This is a genomic window from Microcystis viridis FACHB-1342, from assembly GCF_014698335.1.
GTDB lineage: Bacteria > Cyanobacteriota > Cyanobacteriia > Cyanobacteriales > Microcystaceae > Microcystis > Microcystis ichthyoblabe_A.
In genome coordinates, this window is record NZ_JACJSV010000052.1 from 1 (window position 1) to 14,876 (window position 14,876).

The following is a 14,876-nucleotide window of genomic DNA, read 5'->3' on the forward strand; positions in this document are numbered from 1 at the left end:
TCATTTTGGGTCTGATTTGTTTTTGTTAATGATCAGACAGTACCTGATGAGCCTTTCTTTGTCAACTCTTGAGGTTGATGCGTTTCATTTTTGAATTGGCGTAGTGACAGTCATAGAACTACATTTTTTTTGCTATGATAACCTTCTGATCTTCAATTACATTGCGCGTCGAGTTTACTAGACGTATTTCAGCGTGAAAACCACAACTTTCTAAGCGTTCAGTTATATCCAATCCGTAATTTCTGAAGGCAAGAACTCTTCCCTGTCCACGGATCTGATCGCCATGATACTCAGGTTCAAGTTTATGTATGATAGTCCCATCAGGCTGCAAGAAACATCTTTCAACTGTCTTCGGGTTATCCGATAAAGGCACGGTAAAGATAAAGTATCCATCTTTTTTTAAGACTCTGTAAATTTCAGAAAAACCCTTGTTATCATCAGGAACATGCTCGAAAACTTCGGTGGAAGTCACTAAATCAAAAGATTCGTCGTTGAGAAGAAGATTTTGAACGTCTTGACAGACAACAGAGTTCTTCATCAACCCTAGAGGTACATCATCAAAGTATTCAGAAAAGTATAAATTCTTAAATTTACCTTTTAAGAATTTATAGAAAGCTCCGCGAGAAGACAACTCATAAACAGAGGTACTGGTTGAAAAATTTAGAGATTCAATTGTCAAACCAACTGCTCTATGAATTTTAGTAGATCTACAGTTTAAACAACGAGTACCAAAATATCCTGGATGTATCCGAACCACCACAGAACCGCACAAATTACAAATCCCAATAGTCATAGATGTTTTCCTCGTCATTCAGTAGTAGAGAGTATAACGTTTTCGATAGATTTAGCTATATTATTCCAGTCGAGACTTGTATGTTTCCTTTTAAGATTTAAGGAAATAGACTCATAAAGCTCTTTATTGTCAATTAGAGCCAAAATACCCTCTTTAATCGATTCAGAATCGGAATTTACGAAAATTGCTTCAGCATCTGGAACTAGCTGATCTTTAAGTCCACCCACTTTTGTACAAACCATGGGAATACAAGCAGAAACACCTATAGAGACTACCCCTGACTGGGTTGCAATAGTATAGGGAAGAACTAAAATATCAGCTTCATTGAAAAACTTAGAGATTTCATTTTCTGGGACATAATTATCTATAAAAACAATTTTACTACTAGAGTAAATATTTCTATCAATATCTAGGGGATAGAAATGCTTTCCAACTATAACTAATTTATTATATTTTTCTGTTGCAATCTTCAAACAGGCGTGGATTAAATTCTCAACTCCTTTGGAACGGGTTATCTGGCCAAAAAAGAGAATGTTAGGCAATGGATTATGATTCCTGGATACTTGCCTTAGACCTTCTGGTATTATTAAGCCGAGAGGAATAACATGACAATCATCTTTTCTCCCATATCTTTTTTGAAATTCGTTTTTTACATATTCCGACAAAAAAATTAATTCATCCGAAGAGTAAATAGATTTCTCTTTAAGATAATCTACAATTTTGCCTTTGAAATTGTTCTGATTTTTATCCCCTATACATCCGTCATGTATGGTAGTTATTACCTTTTTATTAAACAGCTTAAAAATGAATACAAAAAAAATATTCCAGTAATGAAAATAAGGAAGATAAATAGAACTATATTTGTTAACTGTCAAATCACAGAACAAGCTGATCATATATAGAGGTAATAAAGTAAAAGAATAGATAAAGAACTCATATACATTTCTATGAGCAATCCATTTATAATTGTGGCGTGGAGTTTTTACCAAAGAGCCAAAAGGGACGATAACGGTTTTTTCAATCGAAAGACGATCAATAACTTCTTGTGCATATATTACCGTACCACCTCGGACTCCAAGAGACAATATCAAAACAGGTTTCATGCTAAACTCCCTTCACTAAATTAACTACCAAGATAAGCGCATCTTAACAATCCTTGAAAAAATGAACTTTATGTGGGTTGCTTACCCACGGTTCAGGCATATTTGAGTAGAATTTGCCATCTCAATCGCTTATCAAGCAAAAATCGGCCAAATGGGTCGAGTTCGTAACTATTCTAACTGACTGGGATCACTTGAAATTCCCAAGCGAATCACAAGATCGGTCAATTGTCAATAGCGTTTGAGATGCTCTCAGCCCGAATTAATCACTGAACCACCTAGTCAAATCTTAATCAATCTCTTTTATGACGATATCGGTAATAAGTTGACAACAGTGGCTCACTGAGTAGTGGCTTGACAATTTGCTTTATACCGTTTACTAGAAGTACAAATACAAAAATCAAAAAGTTTTTTGCCAAGGATATATTGTCTTTTCTAACTTGAAAACTTTCCTTGGCTTTAATCCATATACTCATAATGCCTTCCTCCGATAAACCACCTAACCTCATAGAGGTCAAGAAATCATCTATTATCAAAAATTTAACTTTACGAGAATGAAAGGCTCTATAAATAAAATCGTAATCTCCTGCTATTTTATATTTAGTGTTAAATGCACCAATTGTTTTATATACATCACAAGATACAAAAGTAGCTGGATGATGCAGAGGCATTCTCCACTCTATTTTTTCTTCTAACGACTTATGTGATGTGTAAAGTCTAATCTTGATATTTCCCTGGCTATCAGTGCGAAAAATTGACCCACTTATAATAACGAATCTCAGTTTCTGAGGATTGACATATTGATCGGTTACTTTCGATACTGTACCATCATTGTATATATCATCACTATTAATTAATCCAATTAGCTCTCCTGTTGCCAATTGGATTCCTTTGTTCATCGCATAGTATAAACCACCATCAGGCTCACTCACCCAATAATCAATCTTATCTTCATACTTACGAATAATATCAACTGTACCATCCGTAGAACCGCCATCTATAATAACATACTCAACATTATCATAATTTTGATTGATTACACTCTGAATTGTCTGCTCTAAATACTTCTCACCGTTGAAGACTACAGTAATAATAGTAACTAAAGGAAGAGGTAAATTGCCAGACAAATCGCTCTCTTCATCATAAGACTTTTTGAAATATCCCTTAGTTCTCAATCCACCTTCTCCTCTTCGTTCTGGATTTGGTGGTAAAAACAAAACAGATTGTACTTTTGAGGAGGGATCGTTAATTATGACTGGTTTCTCCCGCATCACTAGGCGAGTAGTAGAAAAATTGGGGTCTAGAGCGATCGCGTTTTTGTTTTGATTGACTGGGGGAAGCGTCATAATTGTGATTTAGCAGTAGGTTTCAGGCATTGTAACTCGCTTCAAAACCTCTGTCAAGGGTAGTAAAGAGAGGTGATTGACAAACTCATCAATAAACTCGTCAATTGAATTGGCAGCCAGTTCCACAGCCATTACTTCTTCTAATTGTTCTACGCTTGACTCTTCTAAGGAAGATTGAATCTCTAGAGGGACAGATTCAATCTTGATTTGCAGTGATCGATCTTACCATCCCTAGAACCACCATCTATAACAATACAATCAACATTATCATAGGTTTGATTAATCACAATCTGAATCGTTTGCTCTAAATAATTCTCACTGTTGAAAACTACGGTAATGATAGTAACTCAAGGAAGCGGTGAATTGTCAGACAAACCACTAGCTTCATCGTAAGACTGTTTGATTTGAAATATCCCTTTGTTCTTAATCCCCCTTCTCCCTTGCCTTCTGGATTTACTGGAGATAATATTGGATATTGTGGGCGAACACCGGAGTGACTTTCTATTTATAGGAGTCCTTGAATGAGTTTATGAATTGTGAAAAAGTTATGATTAGGATTAATTATTTTCATGGTTTTCTAGGGCGAGTAGTTTTCAAGCAATCATCCAGAAAGAACCGGGTAATCGATCTTCATTATAAGCATTGATATTCTCAAGAAACACAGAATTCTTATAATGAGATACCATAGATAAGGATGCCAAAATTTTAAACTTTTTGTTAAATTGTAAAAAAGTTTCTAAAAAGTATTGCTCGTTCCAGTATCGTGATTCTCTCAGATTCCATTCGATGGGATAATCATAGGGAAAGAATATATCGTGAATATGAACTAAGACTCCTGTGTGTAAACGGGGATAAACTTGAAGAAATTCAAACTCCACATCACTACCAGACTTAAATACATGACTGGAATCAACGAACAGAATATCATTGGTTTGCAGGGATTCAAAAACAGACAAATCTACGGCTTCTACTTTCTGGATAAGCAAACTAAATTCTAGAAAATCTTTACTAACATTAGCAAAGTCTTTTAAAAAATCTTGAGGATAAGGCTCGATCGAGATCAGTTGTGATTTTTGGGAATTTTCTATAAAATTCATTTTTAAAGCTGCGGCGATAATCTTAGTGCTACCACCTGAGCCAATTTCAATTACCCGATTAGGTTTTTTTTCTCTGACCATAGCATAGAGGACTTCCGCATCACCACTAATGAGACCAGAACTATCTTCGGAATAACCAAACGCTGAAAAAATTTCTTTATTGTTAAATTCTAACGCATATTTTTCTAGTAAATACCTAACCAGTTCAGTTTGCTTGTCTAGATGCCATTCAATTGAGCTAAGAGGCCTTTCCTTGCCCGCGTATGTCATAATTTCCTGACGGTTGGGTATCGGCTGATAAAAATGGTCAGTAATTAGGGTGTAGCCAATATTTCTTAAGAGGGGATTGAATATTTTTTTGGCTAGGGCAAATTTAATATTTTTTCTACCCTGTTCGGTTTGCATACGGTTAAGTAATTTTTTCAACATTGTCAACCTTCTTTATACTACTAATATTTACCGTCATGTTTTGTCGTCAAAGCCAACTGGGAACTGGCATCCTTCATCAAAATGCTTTAATTTGGTTGCCTCCTATTAAATCTTGACAAAATACTGCTACGGCAGTGTGTCACCGAATAATGGACAATTTAATTAACCGACCAGTTCAAGACCCAATTCAATAGGTATATTGGGTACACCCTACCCGATGATCAACTTTTTGTCAAGGTAATTAGTCAGTGCACAGCAATTCCAAATTCAGAATCTAGCAAATAATACGGAATATAAAACGCTTTTGCCCGGCACATCCCAATCCAACATCAAGAAGAATTAACGAGAGCCCTAGGGATGGCATCATCGAGCATAAAGTCTAGAAGGTGTTGCCAGCCTTCAAACAACAGATACTTGGTCAGACAAATAACATCTTGAAAAAAGCCCCAGCGAGTCCCTCGTTGAAGCCGAGCCCGTTGATAGCGTTCATCAGTACTGAGTCCCATGTAGGGTGACGAGTAAGTTGCCATCCAAGGCGGCAAATAGCCTCAAATAGCCTTGGTCTCCCAGACCTTGATAAATCCATTTGAACAGGGGAAAAAGATGCTTTGCGGCTATTCCATCAAGGATGTTCCGCATCTGCTCTACTGTCGGGATATTGACCAAACCAAACAGACTTTCTGTCGGTCAACAAACTGGTCAAACTAATCTATTGAAAGATTAAATAATACCTTTAAACAAAGGATTTCTCGGCTGGTGAGAGAGAGTCTATCTTTCTCTAAAAAAATGGAGAATCACCTTGGGGAACCCTTTGGTATTTTATCCATGACTACAATGCACAGCAAAGCAAAGGATTAAGCCGCCATCACTACTACCGAATCACCACCCCTTTTTTCAGTACCCAAGCAAAATCAATGACACATCTTGCTAATCCTTTTGCCGCTCTCAACCCTAGGTAGGTAATTATGCCAGTTAAGAAAGCGGCACGCTTAACCTTTCCCTAACCTATAAATTGCTATATATTTTAATTGTGTGAGGAGTGAGAAGAAAGCAAAGTCCTTGGGGTCGAAACACGGCAAGACTCCCAAGGGCTTTTCCATGTCTAGGGAACAATTGTCAGTCATGAACCAGCCTCAAGAGCGAGAACCTTTTGCCAGTTTAGTTTTATATCATCTCTTTAAATGGTCGATCGTTAGCCCAACCCTACACGGCTATTTTCGCGGTCGCGTTTACGGAGTGGAAAATGTCCCCCGTCGTCATCCTCTGATTATCGTCTGCAATCACGCCAGTTACTTCGATCCACCCCTATTATCCTGTGCCGTGCGTCGTCCCGTAGCTTATATGGCTAAAGAAGAATTATTTACCATCCCGATTTTAAAACAGGCGATCGCTCTTTACGGGGCCTATCCCGTCAAACGCAGCAGTGGTGATCGCGGAGCCATTCGGGCGGCGATGGGAGCATTAGCAGCGGGCTGGGCAGTGGGAGTGTTTCTGGAGGGAACCCGCACCGAGGACGGATTGATCCATCAACCAAAACTAGGCGCGGCGATGATTGCCGCTAAAGCGGGAGTTCCCCTGCTACCCGTCAGTTTGTGGGGGACAGAAAAGATTTTTCAAAAAGGTTCTTCTTTTCCCCATAGTATCCCCTTAACTATTCGCATCGGAGAAGTGCTGCCGCCACCGATTTCTAGCAAAAGAGAAGCTTTACAGGCAGTTACCGAGCGCTGTGCCGAAATTATTAACGGATTACACGCTCTCGGACGCTAACTAGGGTCTGCGGCAAAAAGTTTTTCTTGGGGACAGGGTGTGGGGTGTGGGGTGTGGGGTGTGGGGTGTGGGGTGTGGGGTGTGGGGTGTGGGGGTTAGAGTCCGAATAGAGCTAATTACGGGGTAAGAACTCTGGGCACCTGTTTTTAAGGGCGTTTTTGACGATCATCTCTGTTCTGGCCTTGTTAATAATGTCATTTACCTCCCGTTGCAGTGTAGATGACGGGTCACGGCTGTTGTTTTGCTCAACGGCATATTTGATTGCATTTACAGTTTCCCCTAGCGTCAATCCAGACTTAAGGTGTTGACAGGTTCTTTTTTCGAGAATTTCTTGAGTGTGAGTATCAAGAGGTCTAAGGGTGTTGGAAAGTGCCGCCGTAGGTGACAAGACAAAAATCAGGGAAATTAGAACGGCTTTCATGATTTCGGGTAAAAGCCTATTCTCCCTGATTTTTGTTTTATGTGTCAATTTTTAGTATGGTTTTTTAGAGAGACTTAAGCAGATTCAAGATTAACGGATGCTCCTGTTGACTAGGTTCTTAAATGTTGACACCCCGTCAACACACTAAAACCCTTACTGAATAAGGGTTTTGGGTTTTTGTTGACAGTGTTGACAGCAACCCTAGAAAAAGAGAAAAATAGGAAAATGCTATACAAAAAAGACAATCGGGGAAAGCGTCAACATTGTCAACAAATAGATAAAAGTATTGATATATATATCTTTTCCCTTGTTGACATCCCGTCAACACCTGTCAACATTGTCAACGCCCAAGTTACTCCCGTCTACCCCCTTGACCTTTTTGATGCCGCTAAGAAACCCCCTGTAAGACTTCTTAGAACGGATTTATCTTTTAGCTGGGTTGAAGTGGTTTTGTTAGTCGCTTTTTAACAATTTTCAGACTCATTAAAAACTTCTGAGTAAAGGTACTTAATCCTGATAAGGTCGAGTTTTAGCCTCTTACCTCCCACTCAGGGCGAACACGGCCACGGGGTGTAGGGGGAGTGGGAATTATGAATTATGAATTGGGGAGGTGGGGAAGTGGGGAAATTGAACTATAGCCATTTCAGATAAGTCTGATACAATCTAGACCAGTGAAACCCTTATGAACTCTGGCATTGATATTCTCAATCTTAATTGAAATGACTATAAAACCCCAAAACCCCAAAACCCCAACCCCCAAAACCTGTGTCCTATCTCCTGACTCCTGAATACTGACTCCTGCCGACCGCCGACCGCCCCCTACCGACCGCCTGATCTCAACAAGCAATTTAAATACGCAGGCAGCTTCTTAGATTTCTTTCCCCGACACTTTCAAGTCGGGAATCTAGGCTAAAATTGGCATAACTCGACCATCGCCTCGATCATGTTCTTTTTTGTCCTCGGCTTCAATCTAGGCTTAACTTTATTTAATTGCTTTCTAGTCTGGAAATTGTGGCAATTGCGGCGGATTTTAGGGCGAGTGACCAAAATTTTAAACCGGGTGGAACGACGTTTACACCACATTTTTTACCCCGCCCCAGAATATATTATCATCGCCGGGGCAAAAACCTATTATCTCCGACAAAACTATCAACGCATCTGCGGACAGATACAGATACTGCAATCCCTATTCTTGACCTTCTCCCTGATTATCCGTTACTGGCAGCGTCAATCCCGTCAACGCCGTCGCCTCTGGTCGCTAAAATTGAGCAAAATCTCTAGCAATCAAGCAGCTGACAGCGATCGCCAGCCAAAGTAATACACAAGTACGAGTTAAATTCAAAGCCTGTTCGACGGTTTTGACGGTAATCGGGTTGAGGTTATCGCCCAATAAAGGTTTTTCCACAATCTGGCCTCGATATTGATTTTTTCCCCCCAATTGCACCCCCAAAATCGCCCCATAGACGCATTCACTCCAACCGGAATTAGGACTAGGATCCCGACGGGCATCGCGCCAACAAATGCTTAAAACTCGCCCCGGCCGGCCCGAAATTAGGGCGAGAGTTAAGACCGTTAAACGACAGGGTAGCCATGTCAAAACATCCTCGCTTTTGGCACTAAACCAACCCATATGGGTGTAGGGTGGCCGACGATAGCCAATCATCGAATCGAGGGTACTAGCGGCTTTATAAGCGCAAGCGAGGGGTACTGGTCCCACCCCCAGAAAGGCACCGAGAAGGGCATAAAAAAGCGGCGCGGTAACTCCATCCACACCATTTTCACTGACGGTTTCTAAGAGGGCGCGAAGGATTTCTTCCTGGCCGAGATTATCTGTGTCGCGACCAACGTATAAACTTAGTTGGCAACGAGCTAAGGTGATATTTTCCGCTTGTAAAGGTGCGATGACGGTTTCGGCAGCCCTGCGTAAACTTCTACCGGCTAAACAACTGGCCAAGAGAATCATTTGTACTAGGCAACTCAGCAGCAAATTGACCTGACCTAACCATTGGATTCCTAGCCAAGTTAAGACCCCGGCCAAGATAATTAAACCTAGTCCCAGAATTATGCCCGCTAAACGTTGGCAAATTTTTTCCTGCGTCCAATTAAGAATAACTTTTGTGGCCACGGCAATAATCGCCCCCATCACCTGCACCGGATGAATCCATCCCCAAGGATCGCCCACCAGATAATCTAAAACTGCCCCTAATACTAAAATGATCGCCGTTGCCGTTCCCTTCACAATTACTCCCTTTTCCCATCGATAGCCCGAATTTTCTCAATATTGTCTTCCCAGTTAGCCCCATCAAAGAACTGGATCTGAAAATCTTCCAAGACATTGCCATCCAAACAGCGCAGGTTTATATCTATAGCGTCAGGATGGGAGCGGGGACGATAGAAAGGATGAATACCACAAACACGACAAAAATAATGTTGGGCTGTGTGGGTATTAAATGTATAGGTACTTAAGAAATCTTCACCGCTTAGGAGGGTAAATTGTGCTGAAGGAACAATCAGATGCAGAAAGCCTTTTTTCTGACAAATCGAACAATTACAGTCTAGAGCTTGATCATGCTCGATCGCCACTTGAAAACGGATCGCTCCACAGTGACAACCTCCCCCATAAATCTTTCCTTGAGTTGTTGCTGTCATAACTTCTAAACTACTAAACAATAAAGCTGGTTTCCTCTCCCCTAGAGGCGATCCAGCTACGCGCATCGTAGTATAAATCGGCTAAGGTAATCTTCCCCAGGGCCTCTTTTAATTTCTCGTGGAGGTGTTTCCAGATAGTAAATGTCACCCAATCTTCTGCCTGTTCGTCCCTGGGATGATAACCTGATAATGGCTCGATCGTCTCTCCCACTGCCTCCAAAATTTGCCCCAACGAGATACGATTTGCCGGCCTAGCTAACTGATAACCCCCTTGCGATCCCCGAAAGGAACGAACTAACCCCGCTCGTCGCATTTCTATCAGCAATTTCTCTAGATAAGCAGCCGGGATATCTTGACGCAGGGCGATCGATTTTACCGATACGGGAGTCCCCCTCGGTTGTAAACTAAGATCCAGCAAGGCTTTAACACTATAGTGACCCCTAGTTGTTAGCTTCATTATCCCTCATTTTTACCTCTTGATCTCTATCCTACCCCGGCTCTCATTGATGAGAGAAAGGCTAACCTCCCTTACCCCGGCATCTCGATCAACATTGATAAATTCTCTTAAGATTTCGATCGAGAGATAGAGTGTAATCCATTACAATCAATTTCCCCAAGCAAGTGATAATTTTTAGTTTATACCGTGTAAGATAAGTGTAGAGATCAATCGTAACCCGATTGTTTCTGGTCAGGGGGAGCAATTCTCCTCGACTAGCCTTGATGACCCTAACCGTTACTTATCTACTGCGAACTTAAATGAACACAACTACCAATCCAGAACCCCTGACTGGCCTCGAACTAATTGAGAAAGTTAAACAGCTAGGCAACCTCAGCAAAGAGGAAAAAGCCCGGGAATGCGGCTACTATACCATGACAAAAAATGGTATTGAACGCGTTAATATGATGAAATTTCTCAATGCTCTAATCGATGCCGAGGGAATTGACTTAGATAGCAGTGCCAATGGTCACGGACGAGGTGGGCGCTCGGCCAGCTACCGGATCAGTGTCCAATCTAATAATAATCTCCTGATCGGTTCGGCCTACACCAAAAAAATGGGACTCAAACCCGGAGATGAATTTGAAATTACTTTGGGGAGAAAACATATTCATCTCAAGCAAGTTGGCGCCAGCGACGACGACGAATAGCCATAATTAAGGAGAGAGCCGTTTCACTCTCTCCTTGCAGATAGGGTCTGCTGAAAAATTCACTCCAGAAATCATGCTATTGAATGCCACTGATTTGTCGCCCAATTGATAAGTTTTACTTAGGCAAAACAAATTTAAACATGATTTTTATTAAAGAGAAGGACTATCTTAGTTCATTTGTTCGCAAAAAAGCCAGAAAGACAAAAAAAGCCCAAAAAAACTGCCGAAGCAGTTGGGAAAGATTGACAACCAAAAAGATAATAGCAAGGACAGTTCCTGAAGTTTCAGGTAGTTTTGTCATGACCAGATTGAAACTAAATCTTCTCTTAGCTTGTCCAGACTTTCTGGGAGCATCTCAGATGTGCAGAAATAACGACAATCAACAATGATCAGTCATCCTTAAATTAGTACGAATGTATGAACAACCGCATCTAAGCATCCCACTGCAAAAGCTAATCTGCGGCGGGATTGAGGAAAAAATCGCCATTAAGCGCGAATTTTAGAAGATAGTTTCCTTGGAAAAATCCCCACTGGGTAGATTGACAAAAATCAGATGCACCCCTAGGTAGGGTATACTGAAAAAGTTTTTCCTGGTGGCAGGGTGTGGGGTGTGGGGTGTGGGGTTTTACCAGTTTTGAGGTGGCCAATTACCTAATTTTCAGGGAAAAAGTCCAGGGATTTTCCCCCTGATCACTCCCATGCCTGGTACTTTTTGATTGACAAAAAGTCTAAAAGTCTTACCCAACAAGGTTTTTAGATTTTTTCAGCAAACCCTAGGTAAAGGCTATAATTCACTCGATCCCGAACGTCACCGAAACCACTGCGGTAATATCTTTGTCGATCGAGGAAGTGTCGTAAATTCCCGAATCGCTCACGTCAGTGGAATTGCGCGAGGTGATCTGAAAAACTCCCGTTTTCGCATCGCGCACCCTTCCCACCCGACTGCCGGTACTACTAGCGATCGCCTCAGCCCTCGCTCTCGCATCTTTGGTCGCCGCCGCCACCATTTCCACCCGCAGCTTATCCAGTTGGGTGTAAAGATATTGGGGAGGTTCAGAGACGAGGTTAATTCCCTCCTCAATCAATTCCGTTACCTGCCTAGAAAGTTCCGTGTAACGGGCCACATCGCTCGCTCGGATCTCGAAGCGTTGGGTGAGACGATAGGCGAGAATTTGCCCGGTTTCCTGGCCGTTAACTGTTACTTCGGGAATCGCCATCGTCTCGATCGCGTTGGTGGTGATTGCGTCTTCGGGAACTTGTTTTTCTTTGAGATAAGCTCGTATCCGCTGGGTTTGCCGGATCAGATCGCGGTAGGCATCTTGGGCGGTAGGTTGTTGACTGGAAACCGATAAACGCCAGAGAAGATAATCGGATGTAATCGCCCTTTTGGCCGAACCAGTGACGACAAAAACATCGCTCGCCCGTTTCACCGCCAAGAACGAGCGTGCCGCTATCCACGAACTCAAGACGAGAGCGATCGATAGCACTGATAAACCCGCGAACACCTGTGGGAAACGTCGAAATATAGAACTGTCTTTCATCATCCCCATCCTAGAAATCCGACGTCTCTATCCTATGCTAGTAGCGAGTGCCTTGAAATTATTATTTACAAAAATCAATGGAGGTCGCAATCTGACGGGATGCTTTCCCTTCCCCAAAAACTCCCTAGCGCTGACGGCGACAACGCCCGATAAGTTCAGCTTGACCATGGAATGGGCTTTATCCCCCTCTGTTTAACCCGAACTGTGGTTAAATAAATACTTCGCCGAAAAAGGTTTCAGCGAAGTACCACAATAGTCAGTGACCAGTTATCAGTTATCAGTACCTTTACTATAACACCTTTGATCCAAAAATCATAGCTTGGTGCAAAAAAAAGGCCACAAATAAATACTTCGCCGAAAAAGGTTTCAGCGAAGTACCACAATAGTCAGTGACCAGTTATCAGTTATCAGTACCTTTACTATAACACCCTTTTTCGATCACTGCAAGACTTTTTGCAAATTTTAGGCCAAGAATTTTGGACCTAAACCGACTTTCGGCGCGTACACCGCCCGATCGCCCAATTCCTCTTCGATGCGTAATAAGCGATTATACTTAGCCACCCGTTCACTGCGACTGAGAGAACCGGTTTTAATCTGTCCGGCATTAGTGGCCACCGCTAGATCTGCGATCGTGGTGTCTTCCGTTTCTCCGGAACGATGACTGATGACAGAACGATAACCGTGACGAGTGGCCAGGGCGATCGTTTGTAGGGTTTCCGTCAAAGAACCGATCTGATTGAGTTTAATCAGGATCGAGTTAGCAATACCCAGATCGATCGCTTTTTGCAGACGGATGGGATTAGTCACCATCAAATCATCGCCCACCAACTGAATCCGCGCCCCCAGTTTATCGGTCAATAATTTCCAGTTATCCCAATCCTCCTCGTGTAAACCGTCTTCAATAGAAATAATCGGATAGCGATCGACTAAACTGGCCAAAAAATCCACCATTTCGGCCGGAGAATGGGCCGAACCATCGTAGAGGTATTGACCATCCTTATAGAATTCACTGGCGGCCACATCCATAGCTAAAGCCACCTCCGACCCCGGTTTATAACCAGCACGTTCGATCGATTCAATCAAAATATCCAAAGCTTCCTGATTTGAAGCCAAATTAGGAGCATAACCGCCCTCATCGCCCACACCAGTCAGTAATTTGCGTTCGTGCAAGGCCTTACCCAAAGCGGCGAATACTTCCGCTCCCCAACGCAAACCCTCCTTAAAAGAATCGGCCCCGATGGGGAAGATCATAAACTCCTGAAAATCGACGTTATTATCAGCGTGAGAACCACCATTGATCACGTTCATCATCGGGACGGGTAGTACATTGGCCATCGGACCACCGAGATAACGATAGAGAGGCAATCCCAGATCCGCCGCCGCTGCTTTGGCCGTAGCCAGAGAGACGGCTAGGATAGCATTAGCCCCTAATTCTCGTTTATTGGCCGTGCCATCGCGATGGATCATAGCTAAATCGATACTAGCTTGGTCGAAAGCATTCATCCCCTCCAAAACTGGGACAATTTTTTCGTGGACATTGCGAACCGCTTTCAGGACACCCTTACCACCGTAACGCTGGGGATCATCATCGCGTAATTCGTGGGCCTCAAAACTACCCGTAGAAGCGCCACTGGGAACCTGGGCCAAACCGAGCGCCCCCGATTCTAACAGCACTTCCGCTTCGATGGTGGGACGGCCGCGGGAATCTAGAATCTCCCTAGCTGCGATCGCTTCGATGGGAACTTCGATTTTATCTAACATAACTTATCGTCTCCAACTCAATTTACGGGGTAATTTCGGCTGATTACTAATTGCCTAAAGGGAAATCCACGTTGACAATCTGCTTTTGATCATCAAAAACGAGGATTAAAGTATCCGTCAGTTTTTCAAATTGAATCGTCACCAACACCAAATCCACACCGTCCGTATCCGCACCTTTTCTGACCTGAGTTCCCACGACCCGACGCACGGGGCCGGTACGCTTAAGTAAATTTTCCCAAGCGCCTTGCACTCTGGTGGGGAAAACCTCAGCTTTGAGAAAAGGGTGTAGATAGCCTCTGGCCAGGCCGTAGTCTTTATTGGCCAAAGCCTTGACAAAAGCATCGCCAATCTCAGAAATACTACGAAATTCGGGAAAATTGGCGGCAACTATCTGACCTGACTGGTTAAAGGTAATTACCACATCTTCAGTGAGTTTCTCAAATTCAACGGTGACAATCACCAGATTGGCATTGATAGCATCGAGTAGCTTGCTTTTGACAATGCGCTTAAACGGTCCAGTATGGTCAGTGACTTGGCTTTCCCAGACCTTTTGCAGTTTTTCGGCAGTCCAGAGGGGTTTTAGTTGGGGTGACAAAGCTGCAATAACTTTACCGTATTGTTTAGTTCCCAACCATTCCACTATCTGCCGAGCTTGCTTTTCTTCTCGAACGGGATCACCAAGAGCGATCGCAGTCGGTTCTAGGTTCGCCTGTACTGGTGAAGCGCTGAACGGAGTCCAAGGCAGGGAAAAACCAATTAAACACAAAGAGAGAATCGATACCCGTTTCGCTAATGAAAGCCGCATCATTTCAGCTATTGCTCCGCA

Annotated in this window: 16 protein-coding genes and 3 pseudogenes; 6 read left to right on the forward strand and 13 right to left on the reverse strand. The window is 42.6% G+C overall.

Going from position 1 to position 14,876, the window contains the following annotated elements; all coding sequences use genetic code 11:
* Positions 1-118: 118 nt before the first annotated feature.
* The 5 genes and pseudogenes from H6G40_RS16190 to H6G40_RS16210 all read right to left on the reverse strand — a co-directional run bounded on the left by H6G40_RS16190 (position 119) and on the right by H6G40_RS16210 (position 4,765).
* On the reverse strand, positions 119-793 hold the full coding sequence (locus H6G40_RS16190) for a class I SAM-dependent methyltransferase (RefSeq protein ID WP_002737775.1): 675 nt from the start codon (positions 791-793) through the stop codon (positions 119-121).
* Positions 794-807: 14 nt separating this feature from the next.
* The gene (locus H6G40_RS16195; RefSeq protein WP_002738114.1) at positions 808-1,896 is read right to left on the reverse strand and encodes a glycosyltransferase family 4 protein; all 1,089 of its coding nucleotides are present in this window, start codon (positions 1,894-1,896) and stop codon (positions 808-810) included.
* A gap of 290 nt (positions 1,897-2,186) precedes the next feature.
* On the reverse strand, positions 2,187-3,239 hold the full coding sequence (locus H6G40_RS16200; protein WP_002735829.1) for a glycosyltransferase family 2 protein: 1,053 nt from the start codon (positions 3,237-3,239) through the stop codon (positions 2,187-2,189).
* 215 nt (positions 3,240-3,454) lie between these two features.
* Positions 3,455-3,810 (reverse strand): annotated as a pseudogene (locus H6G40_RS24200) (glycosyltransferase); the annotation flags it as partial.
* A gap of 22 nt (positions 3,811-3,832) precedes the next feature.
* Positions 3,833-4,765 (reverse strand): class I SAM-dependent methyltransferase, encoded by a 933-nt coding sequence (locus H6G40_RS16210; RefSeq protein WP_069475297.1) that lies wholly within the window; start codon positions 4,763-4,765, stop codon positions 3,833-3,835.
* 679 nt (positions 4,766-5,444) lie between these two features.
* Here H6G40_RS16210 and H6G40_RS23395 point away from each other — a divergent pair.
* Both H6G40_RS23395 and H6G40_RS16215 read left to right on the forward strand, forming a co-directional pair.
* Positions 5,445-5,604: pseudogene (locus H6G40_RS23395) on the forward strand (IS1 family transposase); the annotation flags it as partial.
* A 259-nt stretch (positions 5,605-5,863) separates the two neighbouring features.
* Positions 5,864-6,532, forward strand: coding sequence for a lysophospholipid acyltransferase family protein (locus H6G40_RS16215; protein WP_002773597.1), 669 nt, complete (start codon positions 5,864-5,866; stop codon positions 6,530-6,532).
* A gap of 112 nt (positions 6,533-6,644) precedes the next feature.
* Here H6G40_RS16215 and H6G40_RS16220 read toward each other — a convergent pair whose 3' ends face one another.
* Complete coding sequence (locus H6G40_RS16220; RefSeq protein WP_042790688.1) at positions 6,645-6,953, reverse strand: hypothetical protein; 309 nt, start codon at positions 6,951-6,953, stop codon at positions 6,645-6,647.
* 225 nt (positions 6,954-7,178) lie between these two features.
* On the opposite strand from H6G40_RS16220, the gene H6G40_RS16225 reads away from it, so the two are divergent.
* Together H6G40_RS16225 and H6G40_RS16230 are read left to right on the forward strand one after the other, a co-directional pair.
* Positions 7,179-7,421: a hypothetical protein gene (locus tag H6G40_RS16225; RefSeq protein ID WP_042790689.1), complete on the forward strand. Its 243-nt coding sequence runs from the start codon at positions 7,179-7,181 to the stop codon at positions 7,419-7,421.
* A 571-nt stretch (positions 7,422-7,992) separates the two neighbouring features.
* Positions 7,993-8,271, forward strand: coding sequence for a hypothetical protein (locus H6G40_RS16230; protein ID WP_242028779.1), 279 nt, complete (start codon positions 7,993-7,995; stop codon positions 8,269-8,271).
* Here H6G40_RS16230 and cbiB read toward each other — a convergent pair.
* The 3 genes from cbiB to H6G40_RS16245 are packed head-to-tail and all read right to left on the reverse strand — an operon-like array spanning position 8,212 to position 10,059.
* Positions 8,212-9,192: an adenosylcobinamide-phosphate synthase CbiB gene (cbiB, locus tag H6G40_RS16235; protein WP_069475296.1), complete on the reverse strand. Its 981-nt coding sequence runs from the start codon at positions 9,190-9,192 to the stop codon at positions 8,212-8,214. The two genes, H6G40_RS16230 and cbiB, sit on opposite strands and share 60 nt — an antisense overlap.
* A 2-nt stretch (positions 9,193-9,194) precedes the next feature.
* Complete coding sequence (locus H6G40_RS16240; protein ID WP_016515295.1) at positions 9,195-9,668, reverse strand: GFA family protein; 474 nt, start codon at positions 9,666-9,668, stop codon at positions 9,195-9,197.
* The gene (locus H6G40_RS16245) at positions 9,616-10,059 is read right to left on the reverse strand and encodes an Rrf2 family transcriptional regulator (RefSeq protein WP_069475295.1); all 444 of its coding nucleotides are present in this window, start codon (positions 10,057-10,059) and stop codon (positions 9,616-9,618) included. Before H6G40_RS16245 ends, H6G40_RS16240 begins: the two co-directional genes overlap by 53 nt.
* A 299-nt stretch (positions 10,060-10,358) precedes the next feature.
* Here H6G40_RS16245 and H6G40_RS16250 point away from each other — a divergent pair, with 299 nt between their 5' ends.
* Positions 10,359-10,748: an AbrB family transcriptional regulator gene (locus H6G40_RS16250; protein ID WP_002737568.1), complete on the forward strand. Its 390-nt coding sequence runs from the start codon at positions 10,359-10,361 to the stop codon at positions 10,746-10,748.
* A gap of 163 nt (positions 10,749-10,911) precedes the next feature.
* Here the strand turns inward: H6G40_RS16250 and H6G40_RS16255 are convergent.
* Positions 10,912-11,091, reverse strand: a pseudogene (locus tag H6G40_RS16255) (transposase); the annotation flags it as partial.
* A gap of 448 nt (positions 11,092-11,539) precedes the next feature.
* Positions 11,540-12,289 (reverse strand): SIMPL domain-containing protein, encoded by a 750-nt coding sequence (locus H6G40_RS16260; RefSeq protein WP_002754107.1) that lies wholly within the window; start codon positions 12,287-12,289, stop codon positions 11,540-11,542.
* 34 nt (positions 12,290-12,323) lie between these two features.
* Here H6G40_RS16260 and H6G40_RS16265 point away from each other — a divergent pair, with 34 nt between their 5' ends.
* A complete protein-coding gene (locus H6G40_RS16265; RefSeq protein ID WP_176721679.1) occupies positions 12,324-12,485 on the forward strand; it encodes a hypothetical protein in 162 nt (53 codons plus the stop codon).
* A gap of 266 nt (positions 12,486-12,751) precedes the next feature.
* Here H6G40_RS16265 and eno read toward each other — a convergent pair whose 3' ends face one another.
* On the reverse strand, positions 12,752-14,050 hold the full coding sequence (gene eno / locus H6G40_RS16270) for a phosphopyruvate hydratase (RefSeq protein ID WP_123229964.1): 1,299 nt from the start codon (positions 14,048-14,050) through the stop codon (positions 12,752-12,754).
* Between the two features lie 46 nt (positions 14,051-14,096).
* Positions 14,097-14,858 (reverse strand): DUF3887 domain-containing protein, encoded by a 762-nt coding sequence (locus tag H6G40_RS16275; protein WP_190537978.1) that lies wholly within the window; start codon positions 14,856-14,858, stop codon positions 14,097-14,099.
* Positions 14,859-14,876 lie beyond the last annotated feature (18 nt).

What these genes read in the sequence shown, in the direction of transcription:
- H6G40_RS16220 (WP_042790688.1), bottom strand. Translation starts at nt 6,953, where the DNA reads ATGAAAGCCGTTCTAATTTCCCTGATTTTTGTCTTGTCACCTACGGCG.
- H6G40_RS16240 (WP_016515295.1), bottom strand. Translation starts at nt 9,668, where the DNA reads ATGCGCGTAGCTGGATCGCCTCTAGGGGAGAGGAAACCAGCTTTATTG.
- H6G40_RS16260 (WP_002754107.1), bottom strand. Translation starts at nt 12,289, where the DNA reads ATGAAAGACAGTTCTATATTTCGACGTTTCCCACAGGTGTTCGCGGGT.
- eno (WP_123229964.1), bottom strand. Translation starts at nt 14,050, where the DNA reads ATGTTAGATAAAATCGAAGTTCCCATCGAAGCGATCGCAGCTAGGGAG.
- H6G40_RS16215 (WP_002773597.1), top strand. Translation starts at nt 5,864, where the DNA reads ATGTCTAGGGAACAATTGTCAGTCATGAACCAGCCTCAAGAGCGAGAA.
- H6G40_RS16245 (WP_069475295.1), bottom strand. Translation starts at nt 10,059, where the DNA reads ATGAAGCTAACAACTAGGGGTCACTATAGTGTTAAAGCCTTGCTGGAT.
- H6G40_RS16210 (WP_069475297.1), bottom strand. Translation starts at nt 4,765, where the DNA reads ATGTTGAAAAAATTACTTAACCGTATGCAAACCGAACAGGGTAGAAAA.
- H6G40_RS16225 (WP_042790689.1), top strand. Translation starts at nt 7,179, where the DNA reads ATGCTATACAAAAAAGACAATCGGGGAAAGCGTCAACATTGTCAACAA.
- H6G40_RS16250 (WP_002737568.1), top strand. Translation starts at nt 10,359, where the DNA reads ATGAACACAACTACCAATCCAGAACCCCTGACTGGCCTCGAACTAATT.
- H6G40_RS16275 (WP_190537978.1), bottom strand. Translation starts at nt 14,858, where the DNA reads ATGATGCGGCTTTCATTAGCGAAACGGGTATCGATTCTCTCTTTGTGT.
- H6G40_RS16200 (WP_002735829.1), bottom strand. Translation starts at nt 3,239, where the DNA reads ATGACGCTTCCCCCAGTCAATCAAAACAAAAACGCGATCGCTCTAGAC.
- H6G40_RS16195 (WP_002738114.1), bottom strand. Translation starts at nt 1,896, where the DNA reads ATGAAACCTGTTTTGATATTGTCTCTTGGAGTCCGAGGTGGTACGGTA.
- H6G40_RS16190 (WP_002737775.1), bottom strand. Translation starts at nt 793, where the DNA reads ATGACTATTGGGATTTGTAATTTGTGCGGTTCTGTGGTGGTTCGGATA.
- H6G40_RS16265 (WP_176721679.1), top strand. Translation starts at nt 12,324, where the DNA reads ATGCTAGTAGCGAGTGCCTTGAAATTATTATTTACAAAAATCAATGGA.